Origin of the sequence: Pseudomonas sp. B16(2017), from assembly GCF_002113205.1 — a bacterium.
In the GTDB taxonomy this organism is placed as follows: Bacteria; Pseudomonadota; Gammaproteobacteria; order Pseudomonadales; family Pseudomonadaceae; genus Aquipseudomonas; species Aquipseudomonas pharyngis.
The window spans coordinates 1-15,731 of record NZ_NEKA01000008.1 but is presented as its reverse complement, the minus strand read 5'-3'; the positions used below and the strand labels follow the sequence as shown (position 1 = coordinate 15,731).

Here is a 15,731-nt window from a genome sequence, read left to right as displayed (position 1 = left end):
GTTCCGTTGACTATTCGATAGATGGACCTGAAACCATGATGCTTGACGTCGAGCGTCTCGATGAGACGTGCATAAAAAAACTGGCCAACGAAGAAGTCCTCGCCATCCGCTTCAAAGGCTTTCTGCCCCAGGCGCAGGCAATCCAGATTGGCGACAAGATCCTCGCCCCCGGCTTCGAGGGCTACATCAACGCGCCGAGCATCGGCCGCATCGGCATGGCGTTCTACGAGGCGGAAAACCAGCCGCTGCTGATCGAAGATTATTTCGAGCGCGCCACCAGCAACATCGCCGAACTACGTAACCGTTGCGCACCCTACTCGTCGCCGGTCGATACCTTGCGCTGCATGCTCGACGAATCCTGGCCGGCGGGTGCCCACCTGGAAAACCTCTACGGTCGCAAGATGTACGTCGGCCTGTCCCGCGTGGTGAAACCGGGAGTGTGCTTTCTGGCCCACCACGACATCTTCGCCAAGGACGCCCCGGACAGTTTTCAGGCCCGCAGCCTGGAGGCGCAGTTTGCCTGCAACGTCTACCTCAACATGCCGACCGAAGGCGGCGCGTTGCAGATGTGGGAAGACGACATTTCCCCGGACCGCTTCGACGAAATGCGCGGCGACAGCTACGGCATCGACCCGGCACTGCTCGGCCCGCCCGCCCTCGAAGTTCGCCCGGAACCGGGGGATTTCATCATGTTCAATTCGCGTCGCATGCACTCGGTAACGCCGGGCGTGGCCGATCCGCGCTTGAGCCTTTCGTTTTTTGTCGGCTATCGCGGCAATGCCTCACCCCTGACTTTCTGGAGCTGAAATGACATCGAATTATCTGGGCGAGTTTCTGGCGCTGGCCACCATCCACTTTCTGGCCGTGGTCGCTCCCGGCCCGGACTTCGCCGTGACCATCCGCCAGAGTGTGCGCTTCGGTCGTTTGGTCGGCATCTGCACGGCACTGGGCATCGGCGCGGGGATTTCCGTGCACGTGCTGTACACCCTGCTGGGCGTCGGCGCCTTGATGCACACCACGCCGTGGTTGCTGACCGTCGCCAAAGTGGTCGGCGGTGCTTACATTCTTTATCTGGGCGTCAGCCTGATCCGCAGCAAACCCAAGACGACAATGGAAGGCGAAAAGACCAGTGACGAACCACTGGTCGAGCAATCGCTGTTCAAGGCGTTTTCCACCGGTTTCCTGACCAACGCCACCAACCCCAAGGCCACGCTGTTTTTCCTGGCGATCTTCACCACGATCATCAGCGCCAGCACGCCGCTGCAAATCCAGGCCCTGTACGGGTTGTGGATGTGCGGGGTGAATGCGTTGTGGTTCGTGATCGTCGCGCTGTTCTTTTCCAGCAGCAAAGTGCGCGTGCTGTTCATGCGCATGGGCCACTGGTTCGAGCGCAGCATGGGGGTGATTCTGATCCTGTTTGCCGGGCGTCTGGTGCTGTCGATGTAAGCATGCTGATCGGAGAAGCCCGATTCAGACAGATTGGACGGGCTTTTTCGATTCTGCGCCGCTTTTGCATTTCTGTGCGACGCGTCCCACTCCGGGGGCTCCCGGGCACGCTCGTGTGGTGGTAGTTTGCGAGACCGTCTGACGCATCGGTCAGACAACTCCTTCTCATCGCCTGCAAAGGAATGCCCTTAGCAATGGATTTTTCACTCAAGCAACTGGCCGCGTCGACGCTGATTCTGGCCAGCCTTTCGTCCGTCACGCTGCCAGCCCAAGCCAACCTAACCGAGCAGCAGAGCGCGACCATTCTCAAGACCTTCAATGAGGCAAAGGTCAGTGACTTCAGAGCATTTCTCGGTGATCTGGCCAAGAACGACCTGAGCAAGACCGACGATCTGCGCCCTGCCATCAGCGCCTTCCTCGACAACAAGACGCTGACCGCCGAACAGCAAAACGAAATCCATCGCCTGCTCGGTCTGTACACCCGCGTGAAGTACGGCAAAGCTGCGCTGGAAACCCTGCGCGAACTGGTGGAAATCCCGACCTTCCGCAAGGACGGTGTCGATCAGCACGACAACCCCGAATTCATCAAGATCGCCGCCAAGATCAAGGATCTGGCTGAGTCTTTCGGCCTGAACTACCGCAACATCGACAACCGCGTCTACGAAATCTCCCTGGACGGCAGCGGCAAGGACGTCGTCGGCATTCATGCTCACGCCGACGTGGTGCCGGTAACGCCGGAAAACTGGGTGCTGAAGGACGGCACCAAACTCGACCCGTTCAAGGTCACGTTGATCGGCGACCGCATGTACGGCCGCGGCACCGAGGACGATAAAAACGGCATCGTCGTGACGCTGTATGCCATGAAGGTGATCAAGGAAGAGAAGCTGCCACTGGCGCGCAATTTCAAACTGCTGGTGGACACCACCGAAGAAACTACCGGTGACGCGATTCCCTACTACTTCGAACGCAACCCGACGCCCGAGTACAACCTGGCACTGGATGGCGGCTATCCCGTAGTGATTGCGGAAAAAGGCTACGGCACCGTCATGGCCAAGTTCGCCAAGCGCAAGGCCGAGGGTAAAGGCGCGGAAATCGCCTCGATGACCGGAGGCCTGGCGACCAACCAGATTCCATCGGTTTCGGTCGTCACGCTGGTGACTGACAAACCCGCCGAGCTGGCGGCCAGCCTGCAAAAGGCCGGCACTGAATACGCCAAGCGCAATGGCGGCGATTTCGAAGTGAACGCCAACGTCGATGGCAAAGACGTCAAACTCACCGTGACCGGTGTTTCCGCGCACTCGTCCGAGCCAGAATCCGGCGTTAATCCGGTCGCGCGCATGCTCGACTTCATCCACAGCGTGGACGGCAAGATCGCCTTCAAGCACAACCACATCACCGACGCTGCCCACTACGCCGCCGACAACTGGGGCCTGGATTACAAGGGTGGCAAGCTGGGCGTCGGCTTCGCCGATGACTTCATGGGCCCGCTGACCACGTCCCTGACCTACGTCGGCATGGACGACAAAACCTTCAAACTCGCGGTCAACCTACGCGTGCCGAAGGGCAAGTCGCCGGAAGTGCTCAAGCGCGAAATCGCCGACAAACTGGCGGCCTGGAGCAAGAAGACCCATGTCGCGGTCAACTTCGACTATTCGATCGCCGAACCGATGTACCGCAATCCAGAAGGTGAGTGGGTCAAGGCGCTGCTGGCCGTGGCCACCGAAAACCTGGGCATGAAACACGAATTCGGCACTTCGGCCGGCGCCACCTCGGTGCATGAACTGCCGAACGGCGTGCAATTCGGCCTGGCGCGACCTGAGGTCAAGTACACCGGTCACACCGATGGCGAATTCAAGACCGTTGACCAGTTCCTGCTGGACCTGCAGATCGTCACCGAAATGATGGGACGCATCGGGCAATTGCCGAAGCTCTGATCGCGTACCGGGCTCGCCACATTGGCGGGCCCACAAAAAAGGACCGCGAGGTCCTTTTCTATTGCCTGACAAAAACCGCACAAACAAAAACGCCGCTCATCACTGAGCGGCGTTTTTGTGAATTTGGAGCGGGAAACGAGACTCGAACTCGCGACCCCGACCTTGGCAAGGTCGTGCTCTACCAACTGAGCTATTCCCGCAATGGCGTCCCCTAGGGGACTCGAACCCCTGTTACCGCCGTGAAAGGGCGGTGTCCTAGGCCACTAGACGAAGGGGACACAGGCTACAACTTTCACTAATAAAAACGCCGCTCTTTGCAAAGCGGCGCTTTTTGAATTTGGAGCGGGAAACGAGACTCGAACTCGCGACCCCGACCTTGGCAAGGTCGTGCTCTACCAACTGAGCTATTCCCGCAAATGGCGTCCCCTAGGGGACTCGAACCCCTGTTACCGCCGTGAAAGGGCGGTGTCCTAGGCCACTAGACGAAGGGGACACGCTACCCGGAACACATGGTGTGTGTTTCGGTGTCCAGATCCGCCTCCGAAGATTGGGTTCTGGTTTCACTCAGCACCGCCCGAAAGCGTTGCTGTTTAAAATTGGAGCGGGAAACGAGACTCGAACTCGCGACCCCGACCTTGGCAAGGTCGTGCTCTACCAACTGAGCTATTCCCGCATTGGCGTCCCCTAGGGGACTCGAACCCCTGTTACCGCCGTGAAAGGGCGGTGTCCTAGGCCACTAGACGAAGGGGACACACTACAACATTCACTCCCTGCCGCGTTTCGCTGTGTGCTTTACGCTGCAAGTGGCGCGCATTCTATGGATGGATTGAAAGGTCGTCAACCCCCAGATATAAATTTATTTAAATCAATGACTTCGACCTGCTTTACGCACCGTTTCCGGCTTTTGCATCGCCCGGCGATTGACGCCTATATTCCGACACTCGCCAAGGCGTTATAGTCCACGGCACAGGTGATGGCAATCTGCACCCCAAGGGCCAGCATTTATATAAGCCGGTTCCTGGCCGATACAGATTCAGCTTCGCCGATCCAAACCCGTCGAGCGGCGCTAGGCTCCTGTATGCCAAGCCACTACACTCGCACGCGAACCCTATAAAGAGGTCTTACCGGTGACACCACTCATGATCACCCTGCTAGTCATAGCCGGGATCGCAATCTTGATCGCCATTGGCTACATGAACCATGTGGTGGAAAACACCAAACTGGAGAAGGCCCGCACCAAGGTCGAACTCAACGACCGCCTGCGCCGTTGCGGCGAACTGACCGAAACCTTCCCCGGCCAGTTCATGACCCCGGCCCTCAAACTGCTGCTGACTCGCCTCGAGCTGAACGTCTGCCAGCGCCTGCTGAACCTGGAAAAGACCAGCGCCACCACCAAGGCCCGCATCACCGAACTGAGCGCCCTGGTCGCCCAGGGCGAATCGATCCCGGTCAACAACCCGCCGGCACCGATCCAGACCGAAGCCAAGGCCAAGGACGTCCGCTTCCTCCTCGAAGCCCTCCACGGCCAGATCACCCGCGCCGCGCAGGACGGCTTCCTGCCACCGAACGAAGCCAAACACTGGATCCGCGAAGTACGCCACATCCTCGTGCTGCTGCACATCGAGTTCTTCAACAACCTCGGCCAACACGCCCTCCAGCAAAACCAGCCAGGCCAGGCCCGCCTCGCCTTCGAACGCGGCGTGCAATACCTGCGCAAACAGCAGGACCCGCAAATCTACGCCGAACAACTCCAATACCTGGAAAAACTCCTGGCCCGCGCCAACGCCCAGGTCATGGACAAGATCGCCCCGGTCGAAGGCGAAGAAAACCAACTGACTGCCGGCCTCAAAGATGTCGAGGCTGATGCGGACTGGAAGAAGAAAGTGATTTACGACTGAGTGCAGTCGGAGAGAGAAGCCACCGGGAGGTGGCTTTTTTATTGCCCGCGGAGAAGATCAAAATCAAAAGCGCCCTCACCCTAGCCCTCCCGAAACGTCGGACCGCCCGGAGTGAGAGCGGACTGACCGAGGTGATTGGGGGAGATACGCCGACGTGAAATACCGAGTCGCACTCAGGTTGAAACGCATGCAACTCAACTCACTCTACTGCACCTGCTGCACCTGCTGCACCTTCTGAATCCTATGCTTCTTCTACTCTTGCTTCTGCTTTGGCTTTGGCTTCCCACCACTCAACACGATGAGCGTTAGCTCGAGTAAGGCTTTTGACGTGCCGGCCCCATCGGAAGGCTGAGTGGAGGGATCCATCCGGGGGTGGGAGCGCAGCGACCGTGCGGCGAAGCCGCATGCATCGAGAGGAGGTGCAGCGAAGCAAACCGTAGGCGATGCCCCCGGATGAATCCCGGAACGAAGGAACGCCGAGCCACAGCGAGGTGCCGAACGCCGGGGCCTAGACCTTTGCTTCCTTTGGGGCGTTTGCCAAAGGGAGTCGCCGTAAGGGCGAAACCGCCAGCGGCAGCACCCGCAGAAACGGATATGAACGCAATAAAACGGGAACCTGGTCGGCCCAAAGGCCGCCAAGGTCAAAGCCGAAAGTGCCCCACCATCCCCCGAAGCTCACTCCCCAACTGCGCCAGCTCAACACTGGAAGCCGCATTCCCGCGCATGGCAATCGAAGACTGATCCGCACTCGCCCGAATACTCGTCACACTGCGATTGATCTCCTCGGCCACCGAACTCTGCTCCTCGGCCGCCGCCGCAATCTGCTGGTTCATCTGCTGAATCAACGAAACCGCCGCCGCAATACTCCCCAGGGCGCTTTCGGTCTGCAACGCATCGCTCACCGCCAGTTTCACCAGTTCGCCACTGCTCTGAATCTGCTGCACCGACGAATGCGCCGCCGAACGCAAGGCACTGACCAGCCGCTCGATTTCCTCGGTCGACTGCTGCGTGCGCCGCGCCAGCGCCCGCACCTCATCGGCGACCACCGCAAAGCCCCTGCCCTGCTCGCCCGCCCGCGCCGCTTCGATCGCCGCGTTGAGCGCCAGCAGATTGGTCTGCTCGGCGACACTCTTGATCACTTCCAGCACCGTGCCGATGTTCTGGATTTCCGCACTGAGACTTTCGATGCTCGAACTGGCCGAGGTCGCCGAATCCGCCAGTTGCTCGATCCGCGCCATGCTCTGGCGCACCACCTGCTGGCCGCTTTCGACCTTGCCATCAGCGGTCTGCGCCGCGAGCGCCGCTTCTTCGGCATTACGCGCCACATCGTGAACGGTGGCGGTCATCTGGTTCATCGCCGTCGCCACCTGTTCGGTTTCCTCTTTTTGGCTGCTGACCTCCAGGTTGGTCTGCTCGGTCACCGCCGACAGCGATTGCGCCGAACTGGCCAACTGTTCGATACCCGCCTGCAACCCGCTGACAATCGTGCTCAAGCCCGCGCCCATCTGCTGCATGGCCAGCATCAATTGACCGATTTCATCACGGCGCGATACCTCGATCGTTGCGCTCAAATCACCGGCCGCAATCTGTTGCGCCACGTGAATCACGCTGCGCAACGGTGCAACGATCAACCGGGTGATCACCCACGCCGCAATCAGCCCGACGAGCAACGCCAGCGCCGATGAGCCGATGATCAGCACCGAATTCTTTTTCAGTTCGCTCTGCATGGCGCCGTCTTGCGCAACATAGGCCTGTTGGACCCGCGCCACGACTTCGTCGGCCCGTTGGTGCAGCTGTTGATAGACGGTCTTTTCCTGGGCCAGCAACCCGGTGTACTCGGCCAGCTTGTCGCTGAAACCGGCAATGTGCCCGGACACTTCATTGAGCACCGTCAGATAGCCTTCGTCCTTGACCGTGGACTTGAGCTGCTCGGCTTGCGCCTGGGCTTGCGCAGCCTGCTCGATATTGCCCTGACCTGCGCTGTCATCGCCCTTGCGGCTTTGATCCAGGCGTACCCGCGCCTCGTTCATCGCCTGCAACATCAACCGTGAGACCTGACTGACCTGGCCGGCCTGCTCGATGAATTGCGCCCCGTCTTTGCCCTCGCTGTCTTTCAGGGTGTACGCGCCGTCGTCGGCCAGACCGGCCTGCAACACATCGAGATTGTTGGCAACGCTGGACACCGACCAACTGGCCATTTCCAGCGCCAGGTCCTTGGCCTGGGACAACGAGACGAACTCATCGAACGCCTTGCGATAGGCAATCAGTGATTGTTCGACGTCGCTCATCACCGGCACGTTCGCCGCCGATTGCGCCTTGAGCCCATTGGCCATGGCGATCAGACCGTCGACACCTTCGTGCAAGGCCTCGACGGTTTTCGGGTTGCCGTGCAAGGCGTAGTCCTGCTCCAGCAGCCGCACCTTTAGCAGGCCACTGTTGAGCGATGACATCTGCTTGAGGCCATCGAAGCGCTGGCTGATGGTTTGCAGGGACCAGACGCCAATGGCAGCTACCAGTGCGGTCAGCAGCAACACCAGCACAAACCCGATACCCAGTTTTTTTGCCATACCGAGGTTGGCAAAACGTCCTTGCACGGCCGAAATCATTGCGCGTAGTCCCCTGCCATAGTCTGTTGTCGAAGATTCGCAACGGCCTTGAACCAGCACAAGTCTCTGGCGTCGGAATAATGGCAAAAAGCTACGCACGCGTCGTTTTCAGAACGTTCGAGGTCGATCCATGGCTGTATCGCGAAAAAACTGCCGTGCCCGGGGATCGCAGGCGTAAGCCACGTTGATCCGCTGCCAGTCGCAGGCTTCGCCACTGGGACTGAACGACGTTGCGCAGGACAACTGCACACCGCATCGCAGAGCATGCCTGCGCAGGCGCGCCTCATCGGCCACTGGCGAACGTGCCCAGATGAACAGGCCGCCCGTGGGTTTGCCGAACACCTCCCAGTCAGCGTCTTCCAGCGCCTGAAGAGCGGCCGCACGATCAGTGGAAAGCCGCTGACGCTGACGCTGTACCAGTTTTCGATAGGCACCACTGGCAAGCATCCCCGCCAGCACCGCCTCGCAGAACCTTGGGGTCCCCATGCAACTGATCATCTTGACCCGCGCCATCCGCTCGACCAGCTCGCCATCGGCCAGCACGAAACCCACCCGTAGCGAGCTGCTCAGGGTCTTGGAAAAACTGCCGACGTAAATGACCCGCCCCTCGTCATCCAGCGCTGCCAGGCGAGTGCCGCTGCCGTTGTGCAAGTCAGCGTAGACATCATCTTCGATCAGCCGCAGGTCGTAGATCCTGCTCAGCTGCAGGATGCGTCGGGCGACCGCCGGCACCAGGCAACTGCCCGTGGGATTGTGATGATGACTGTTGATGAACAGCGCCGAGGGTCGGAACTGCTGCAGCAACGCCTCGAGGGCCTCGACATCCGGCCCGCCCGCCATGCGGCGAACCTCCAGCATGCGCACGCCATGCAAGCGCAGGAGATCGAACAGCGGCGCATAACCGGGGGTTTCTACCACGACGCAATCACCGGCCTTGAACAAGGTCCGCACGATCAGGTCGAGTGCGTGGCTGGCGCCGGCGGTGGTCATCACCTGCTCGTCAGCAGCCTTGATATTCAGCAATCCGAGGCGCCTGACAATCTGTTCGCGCAACGCCGGCAGCCCAAGAGGCGTGCTGTAGTTGAACAGGCTGGCCATGTCGGCGCGCGTCACCTCGCGGATCGCATAGCCGAGATCATCGGGCTCGCGCCAACTCTCTGGCAGGACGCCACTCCCCAGCGTCAAACCGCCGCGCCATCGGAGGGCCGGATCGCCCCCGGTGCGATCCCCCTCACACCCGGAGCCATCGATCGCCTTGCAGCAACCAGGCGACGAAGCCGCCACCATGAATCCCGAGCCCTGACGCGAGGCCAGAACCCCTTGCGCCACCAGCCGCTCGCAAGCCTCCATGACGCAGGACTGGCTGAGCAGATTGCACCGTGCGATCTCGCGCACGGAGGGCAGACGCGTCGTCGGCGGCACCTGCCCCTGCATGATCCACTCGGTCAACCCGTCAACAATCTGCTGTACGACCGGCACCATTGCCTGTCGGTCAATTCTCAATTCCATGAGCACGCAAACTCCTGTCCGTTTTTGCTGGCGGCAGTAAATCACAGCCACGCCCTTGAGGCTGTGCGACAAAACCGCCAAAAGCCTCCGTTCTCACCATTTGAAACACATTGTTTAGCGGACTCACGGAACCGCTCCCGAGGCGAAAAAAAACCCGCCGGTGGGCGGGTCATTTTTTGTCTCGGTCGACGCCACCTTAGAAGGCGGTCACGCCGCCATCCACGGCCAGCGAATGGCCGGTGGTAAAAGCCGCTCCGTCGCTGCACAGATACAGCACGGCGCTGGCGATTTCCTCGACCTTGCCAATGCGCCCGACCGGGTGCATCGCGTTGGCGAATTCACCTTTTTTCGGGTCCGCTTCATAGGCGCGACGGAACATGTCAGTGTCGATCACCGCCGGGCAGACGGCGTTGACGCGGATTTTCTTCTTGGCGTATTCGATCGCAGCCGACTTGGTCAGACCGATCACCGCGTGCTTGGAGGCGGCATAGATGCTCATCTTCGGCGCGGCACCCAATCCAGCCACCGACGCGGTGTTGACGATCGCCCCGCCGCCCTGCGCCAGCAGCAACGGCAACTGATACTTCATGCAAAGCCAGACACCCTTGACGTTGACGCCCATGATCGCGTCGAACTCGTCCATCGAGCCTTCGGCCAGTTTGCCCTTCTCGATTTCGATCCCGGCGTTGTTGAAGGCATAGTCGAGACGGCCGTAGGTATTGATCACCTCGTCCATCAGATTTTTCACTTCGCTTTCGACGGTCACGTTGCAGCGCACGAAGGTCGCTTCGCCACCGGCTGTACGAATCAGCGCCACGGTGCCCTCGCCCCCGGCCGCATCCAGATCAGCCACCACCACTTTCAGACCTTCGGCGGCGAATGCCTGGGCCGTCGCGCGGCCGATGCCGTTGGCCGCGCCAGTGACGACGGCTACCTGACCGGAAAACGTCATGCTCATTGTTATGTCCTCGAATGCGGGGGAATGGATGAAGGCAGCATAGCCACAGGGGCCTGAGTGACGTCAGCACTATCAGAAGGCCGGTTAGGCTTGCATGAATCGCAGTGATGAAACCCAGGCCTGCACTATCACCGTACTGGATCAGCCTGCATTCGCCCCGTGAGCCAACCTTGCGGCATCGCTCATGAAGGTCTATCAACAAGGCTTCATTCAATTCGAGTGCCTGTCATGACCAACCAGACCAATCGCCAGTTCCTGCTCGCCAAACGCCCAGTGGGCGCCGCCACCCGCGAGACCTTCACCTATCAGGAAGTACCGGTCGGCGAGCCGGCGGCAGGGCAGATTCTGGTCAAGAACGAATACCTGTCCCTCGACCCGGCCATGCGCGGCTGGATGAACGAAGGCAAGTCCTACATTCCGCCGGTGGGTCTGGGCGAAGTCATGCGCGCGTTGGGCGTAGGTAAAGTCGTCGCGTCGAACAATCCGGGGTTTGCCGTCGGCGACTACGTCAACGGTGCCATTGGCGTGCAGGATTATTTCCTCGGCGAGCCAAGAGGTTTCTACAAGGTCGATCCGAAACTGGCACCGCTGCCGGTTTATCTGTCCGCACTGGGCATGACCGGCATGACCGCCTACTTTGCCCTGCTCGATGTCGGCGCGCCGAAGGCCGGGGACACCGTGGTGCTGTCCGGTGCCGCGGGCGCGGTCGGCAGCATCGCCGGGCAGATCGCCAAAATCAAAGGCTGCCGGGTGATCGGCATCGCCGGCGGCGCGGACAAGTGCAAATTCCTGGTCGATGAACTGGGCTTCGACGGTGCCATCGACTACAAGAGCGAAGACGTGCTGGCCGGTCTCAAACGCGAATGCCCGAAAGGCGTGGACGTGTATTTCGACAACGTCGGCGGCGACATCCTCGACGCCGTACTCAGCCGTATCAACCTGAAAGCACGCGTGGTGATCTGCGGCGCGATCAGCCAGTACAACAACAAGGAAGCGGTCAAAGGCCCGGCCAACTACCTGTCGCTGCTGGTCAACCGCGCGCGGATGGAAGGCTTCGTGGTGATGGATTACGCCGCGCAGTACGCCAGTGCCGCCCAGGAGATGGCCGGGTGGATGGCCAAAGGTCAACTCAAGAGCAAGGAAGACATCGTTGAAGGCCTGGAAACATTCCCCGAGACCCTGGGCAAACTGTTCAGCGGCGAGAACTTCGGCAAGCTGGTGTTGAAGGTCTGAAAACAATGAAGGGAGCCATCGGGCTCCCTTCATTGTTTCTTCAGCTGTTCGCTCAGGCCAGTTCGGCAACCACCGAGGCCAGTGCCTTGGCCGGATCCGCCGCCTGGCTGATCGGACGGCCGATCACCAGATAGTCGGAACCGGCATCCAGCGCCTGACGCGGGGTCAGGATGCGACGCTGGTCGTCCTGGGCGCTGCCCGCCGGACGAATTCCCGGGGTCACCAGTTGCAGCGATGGATGCGCGGTTTTCAGCGCAGTGGCTTCCAGCGCCGAGCACACCAGACCGTCCATCCCGGCCTTTTCGGCCAACGCCGCCAGACGCAGCACCTGCTCCTGCGGCTCGATGTCCAGACCGATACCCGCCAGATCCTCACGCTCCATGCTGGTCAGCACGGTCACGCCGATCAGCAACGGCTGCGGACCGCTGCGCTTGTCCAGCTCTTCGCGGCAGGCCGCCATCATGCGCAGGCCGCCGGAGCAGTGAACGTTGACCATCCACACGCCCATCTCGGCCGCGGCCTTGACCGCCATCGCCGTGGTGTTGGGAATGTCGTGGAATTTCAGGTCCAGGAATACTTCAAAACCCTTGTCACGCAGAGTGCCGACGATTTCCGCGGCGCAACTGGTGAACAGTTCCTTGCCCACTTTGACCCGGCACAGTTTCGGGTCCAACTGGTCGGCCAGCTTCAGTGCGGCGTCACGGGTAGGGAAATCCAGGGCGACGATGATAGGAGTCTGGCAGGCGGACATGGATGGGCTCTCAGGCAAGTCGAAATCGGCGCGCATTGTAGCGGAACCGGCGGCGGCGCGGCACCCGATGATCGGTAAATCGTCGCGCCAACCGTGATCAGCATAGCCTTGCAGGGTATTGTGTCGAACCCGATACACAACCGACACGCCGACAACATGCGCCCGCGCTAGCCTCGCCAGCCGCAACAAGTCCTTACAGCAGCCCTTCCCGCCTCACGGCCGGACGCCTATGCTGAAACCACAACCTCGCAGCCTATCTTTGTGGTTGGCGGCCTACTGGCAGATGAACAGCCTCATGCACAACTCCCAAGCCTCCGTGAACGACGAACAGAAAGACGACAAGCGCTGGAACATCCGCGCGCTGATCGTCGACGATGACGTGCCGATCCGTGAATTGATGATCGACTACCTGGCCCGCTTCAACATTCACGCCAGCGGCGTCACCGACGGCGCGGCCATGCGCCAGGCGATGCAGGCCGAACATTTCGACGTGGTGGTGCTCGACCTGATGCTGCCCGGCGAAGACGGTCTGTCGCTGTGCCGCTGGCTGCGCGCTGAATCGGACATCCCGATCCTGATGCTCACCGCCCGCTGCGAACCCACCGACCGGATCATCGGCCTGGAACTGGGCGCCGATGATTACATGGCCAAACCGTTCGAACCCCGGGAACTGGTGGCGCGGATCCAGACGATTCTGCGTCGGGTGCGCGACGACCGCAGCGAACAGCGTGCGAACATTCGCTTCGACAACTGGCGCCTGAACAGCGTCCTGCGCCAGTTGATCGCCGACGATGGTCTGGTGGTGCCGCTGTCCAACGCTGAATTCCGCCTGCTCTGGGTGTTCATCGAACGCCCGCGCCGGGTGCTCAGCCGCGAACAGTTGCTGGACGCCGCCCGTGGCCGCTCGATCGAAGCCTTCGACCGTAGCATCGACCTGCTGGTCTCGCGTCTGCGGCAAAAACTCGGCGACGACCCGAAAGCCCCGCAACTGATCAAGACCGTACGTGGTGAAGGCTACCTGTTCGACGCCCGGGACATCGGCTGATGCGGGCGCGCTTCGACACGCTGTTCGGCCGCCTGTTTGGCATGCTGTTGGTGGCGATCGTCCTGGCGCACCTGCTGGCCTTCGCCTGGTTCCGCCTCTACGGCCCACCGCCCCCGCCACCGCCGCCGGAGTTCTCGCAAAACCTCGACGGTCAACAGCCGGCTCAGGATCCACGCTACCCGCCCCGTCCACCGCGCCCCTGGTTCGGCGGGCCGATCGTGCCGCTGACCTTCCAGTTCATCTCGCTGATCATCGCCGCCTGGTACGGCGCCAAGCTGCTGACCCGACCGATCCAGCGTCTGAGCGATGCGGCCGAGCGCCTGAGCGAAGACCTCGACAGCCCGCCACTGGACGAAACCGGCCCCCGGGAAGCACGGCAGGCTGCGTACACCTTCAACCTGATGCAGCAGCGCATCCGCGAACAGGTGCAGCAACGGGCGCGGATGCTCGGCGCCGTCTCCCACGACCTGCGCACCCCGCTGTCGCGACTGAAACTGCGTCTGGAAAATATCAGCGACGACAAACTGCAGGGCCAGATGCGCCAGGATCTGGACGACATGATCGGCATGCTCGACGCCACCCTCACCTACCTGCACGAACAGCGCACCAGCGAGGCCTTGCAGTTGATGGACGTGCAGGCGCTGGTCGAATCACTGTGCGAAAACGCCCAAGATCAAGGCGCCGACGTTCAGGTCAGCGGCCACTGCGCCCCGTTGCAGGTACAACCGATGGCCCTGCGCTCGTGCATCAACAACCTGATGGACAACGCCCTGCGCTACGCCGGCCAAGCGCACATCGAACTGCAAGACCAGCGCGAACAACTGCTGATCCGCGTCATCGACCACGGCCCGGGCATCGCGGCGGACAAGCGTGAAGCCGTGTTCGAACCGTTCTTCCGCCTCGAAGGCTCACGTAACCGCAACTCCGGCGGCGTCGGCCTGGGCATGACCATCGCCCGGGAAGCGGCGCAGCGCCAGGGCGGACAACTGACCCTGGCAGAAACCCCCGGCGGCGGCCTGACCGCCGTGATCCAACTGCCTCGCCACTGAGTTTGACTGTGTACCGGCCGGTACAAACCTCACATACCCACGACACCTTGCACCTTGAGGCTGCATAAGCCGGTACACCCACCGGTTTTCCAGTCCAAGGAGTGAGCCCGATGATCGGTAGCGTCAGCAACTACACGAGCTATACCAGCACCAGCAGCACCTCCACCCAGAACGCCCGCAGCCAGCAGCTGCAAAAGGAACTGTTCGCCAAGCTCGACAGCAACGGCGACGGCGCGGTGGATCAGGACGAACTGGGCAGCGCCCTGTCGCAAAAGTCCAACGACGGCCTGCTGGTCAGTCTGAGCAAACAATTCGGCGATCTGGACAGCGACGCCAGCGGCAGCCTCAGCGCCGAAGAAATGACCGCCATGGCCCCACCGCCACCCCCCCCAGGCGACCAGGCCCCCAACACCGAACTGGCCGACGCCCTGATCAGCGCCCTGGACGCCGACGGCGACGGCGCCATCAGCAGCGACGAACTGAGCAACGGCCTGACCAGCGCCGGCAGCACCGCCGACAGCAGCAAAATCTTCTCGGCCCTGGACAAAAACGAAGACGGCGTCGTCAGCCAGGACGAACTCGCCGCCAGCCTCACCCCACCGCCACCCCCGCCCCCACAAGCCTCCAGCGACGAACTCTTCAGCCAACTCGATGCAGACGGCGACGGCAGCGTCACCGCCACCGAGTTGAGCAGTGCGTTGCAAGCCAGCGACAGCAACTCATCGAACAACACCGACACCGCCGCCGCTCTGCTCAAGGTTCTGGACAGCGACAGCAGCGCAGGCGTCAGCAGCGACGAACTGAAAGCTGCACTGCATGCAGGTCGCGAACGCCCGGATGACGAACAGACCGCCAGCAATACTCAAACCACCACCGAAGCGCTGAACCGGATGATTGCCAATCTGAGCAAGCAGTACTCGCTCGAAAGCACCGCGTCGGTGGGCAAGTATTTGAATGTGGCGACTTGAGGTAATCCAAAACCAGGATGAGCGTTAGCTCGACAAAGCTCTTGATCTTGATCCACCCGCCCCTTCGGAAGGCTGAGTGGAGGTGTTCATCCGGGGATTGGCACGCAGTGCCGTTTGGCGAAGCCGAACTCATCGACGAAGTCGATGCCCCCGGAAGGACGCCGGAGCGAAGGAACCCGAGCCTGCGAGGGCCGAACGCCGGGGCGAGCGTTTTTTGCTTACTTTTTTAGGCGCTCCCTCTGTGTCAGGCTACCTGTCGCCCTTGTTGATTGACTCGTTCATTCAAGAGGGTGAAGGTGCATAACAATGTCCAATTTAGGCAAGCGCTACGACA

General features: G+C 61.1%; 12 protein-coding genes, 6 tRNA genes and 1 pseudogene. 8 read left to right on the top strand and 11 right to left on the bottom strand.

Features of this window, described 5'->3' with window-relative positions; all coding sequences use genetic code 11:
• Positions 1-35 precede the first annotated feature (35 nt).
• The 3 genes from CAG25_RS15315 to CAG25_RS15305 all read left to right on the top strand — a co-directional run bounded on the left by CAG25_RS15315 (position 36) and on the right by CAG25_RS15305 (position 3,380).
• Positions 36-806 carry a 2OG-Fe(II) oxygenase gene (locus CAG25_RS15315; RefSeq protein WP_064598593.1) on the top strand — a complete coding sequence of 257 codons (771 nt, stop codon included), beginning with the start codon at positions 36-38 and terminating at the stop codon, positions 804-806.
• A 1-nt stretch (position 807) separates the two neighbouring features.
• The gene (locus CAG25_RS15310) at positions 808-1,446 is read left to right on the top strand and encodes a LysE family translocator (RefSeq protein ID WP_011335460.1); all 639 of its coding nucleotides are present in this window, start codon (positions 808-810) and stop codon (positions 1,444-1,446) included.
• A gap of 194 nt (positions 1,447-1,640) precedes the next feature.
• Positions 1,641-3,380, top strand: coding sequence for a dipeptidase (locus tag CAG25_RS15305; protein ID WP_085612106.1), 1,740 nt, complete (start codon positions 1,641-1,643; stop codon positions 3,378-3,380).
• Positions 3,381-3,504: 124 nt separating this feature from the next.
• Here CAG25_RS15305 and CAG25_RS15300 read toward each other — a convergent pair.
• From CAG25_RS15300 to CAG25_RS15275, 6 genes are all read right to left on the bottom strand, one after another.
• A tRNA-Gly gene (locus CAG25_RS15300) sits at positions 3,505-3,580 on the bottom strand.
• 2 nt (positions 3,581-3,582) lie between these two features.
• Positions 3,583-3,658: transfer RNA gene (locus CAG25_RS15295), tRNA-Glu, on the bottom strand.
• Positions 3,659-3,718: 60 nt separating this feature from the next.
• Positions 3,719-3,794: transfer RNA gene (locus CAG25_RS15290), tRNA-Gly, on the bottom strand.
• Between the two features lie 3 nt (positions 3,795-3,797).
• A tRNA-Glu gene (locus CAG25_RS15285) sits at positions 3,798-3,873 on the bottom strand.
• Between the two features lie 104 nt (positions 3,874-3,977).
• Positions 3,978-4,053 (bottom strand) — tRNA-Gly (locus CAG25_RS15280).
• A 2-nt stretch (positions 4,054-4,055) separates the two neighbouring features.
• Positions 4,056-4,131, bottom strand: a tRNA-Glu gene (locus CAG25_RS15275).
• Positions 4,132-4,519: 388 nt separating this feature from the next.
• Here CAG25_RS15275 and CAG25_RS15270 point away from each other — a divergent pair.
• On the top strand, positions 4,520-5,278 hold the full coding sequence (locus CAG25_RS15270; protein ID WP_011335462.1) for a hypothetical protein: 759 nt from the start codon (positions 4,520-4,522) through the stop codon (positions 5,276-5,278).
• A 641-nt stretch (positions 5,279-5,919) separates the two neighbouring features.
• Here CAG25_RS15270 and CAG25_RS29130 read toward each other — a convergent pair.
• The 4 genes and pseudogenes from CAG25_RS29130 to CAG25_RS15255 all read right to left on the bottom strand — a co-directional run bounded on the left by CAG25_RS29130 (position 5,920) and on the right by CAG25_RS15255 (position 10,351).
• Positions 5,920-6,783 (bottom strand): methyl-accepting chemotaxis protein, encoded by an 864-nt coding sequence (locus CAG25_RS29130; RefSeq protein ID WP_371855248.1) that lies wholly within the window; start codon positions 6,781-6,783, stop codon positions 5,920-5,922.
• Positions 6,781-7,845: pseudogene (locus tag CAG25_RS29125) on the bottom strand (HAMP domain-containing protein); the annotation flags it as partial. The gene CAG25_RS29130 and the pseudogene CAG25_RS29125, both read right to left, overlap by 3 nt.
• Positions 7,846-7,992: 147 nt before the next feature.
• The gene (locus CAG25_RS15260; RefSeq protein WP_085612104.1) at positions 7,993-9,393 is read right to left on the bottom strand and encodes a PLP-dependent aminotransferase family protein; all 1,401 of its coding nucleotides are present in this window, start codon (positions 9,391-9,393) and stop codon (positions 7,993-7,995) included.
• Positions 9,394-9,589: 196 nt separating this feature from the next.
• Positions 9,590-10,351, bottom strand: a complete 762-nt coding sequence (locus CAG25_RS15255; RefSeq protein ID WP_007917441.1) for an SDR family oxidoreductase — start codon at positions 10,349-10,351, stop codon at positions 9,590-9,592.
• 228 nt (positions 10,352-10,579) lie between these two features.
• Here CAG25_RS15255 and CAG25_RS15250 point away from each other — a divergent pair, with 228 nt between their 5' ends.
• Positions 10,580-11,584: an NADP-dependent oxidoreductase gene (locus tag CAG25_RS15250; protein WP_085612103.1), complete on the top strand. Its 1,005-nt coding sequence runs from the start codon at positions 10,580-10,582 to the stop codon at positions 11,582-11,584.
• Between the two features lie 52 nt (positions 11,585-11,636).
• Here CAG25_RS15250 and pyrF read toward each other — a convergent pair whose 3' ends face one another.
• Entirely contained in the window at positions 11,637-12,335 is a 699-nt protein-coding gene (gene pyrF, locus CAG25_RS15245) for an orotidine-5'-phosphate decarboxylase (RefSeq protein WP_007960372.1), read from the bottom strand.
• Between the two features lie 295 nt (positions 12,336-12,630).
• Here pyrF and CAG25_RS15240 point away from each other — a divergent pair, with 295 nt between their 5' ends.
• The 3 genes from CAG25_RS15240 to xopAW all read left to right on the top strand — a co-directional run bounded on the left by CAG25_RS15240 (position 12,631) and on the right by xopAW (position 15,397).
• On the top strand, positions 12,631-13,380 hold the full coding sequence (locus tag CAG25_RS15240) for a response regulator (protein ID WP_064600917.1): 750 nt from the start codon (positions 12,631-12,633) through the stop codon (positions 13,378-13,380).
• Complete coding sequence (locus CAG25_RS15235) at positions 13,380-14,429, top strand: cell wall metabolism sensor histidine kinase WalK (RefSeq protein ID WP_085612102.1); 1,050 nt, start codon at positions 13,380-13,382, stop codon at positions 14,427-14,429. Before CAG25_RS15240 ends, CAG25_RS15235 begins: the two co-directional genes overlap by 1 nt.
• A gap of 110 nt (positions 14,430-14,539) precedes the next feature.
• Positions 14,540-15,397, top strand: coding sequence for a XopAW family type III secretion system calcium-binding effector (gene xopAW, locus CAG25_RS15230; RefSeq protein WP_085612101.1), 858 nt, complete (start codon positions 14,540-14,542; stop codon positions 15,395-15,397).
• The last annotated feature ends 334 nt before the right edge of the window (positions 15,398-15,731 follow it).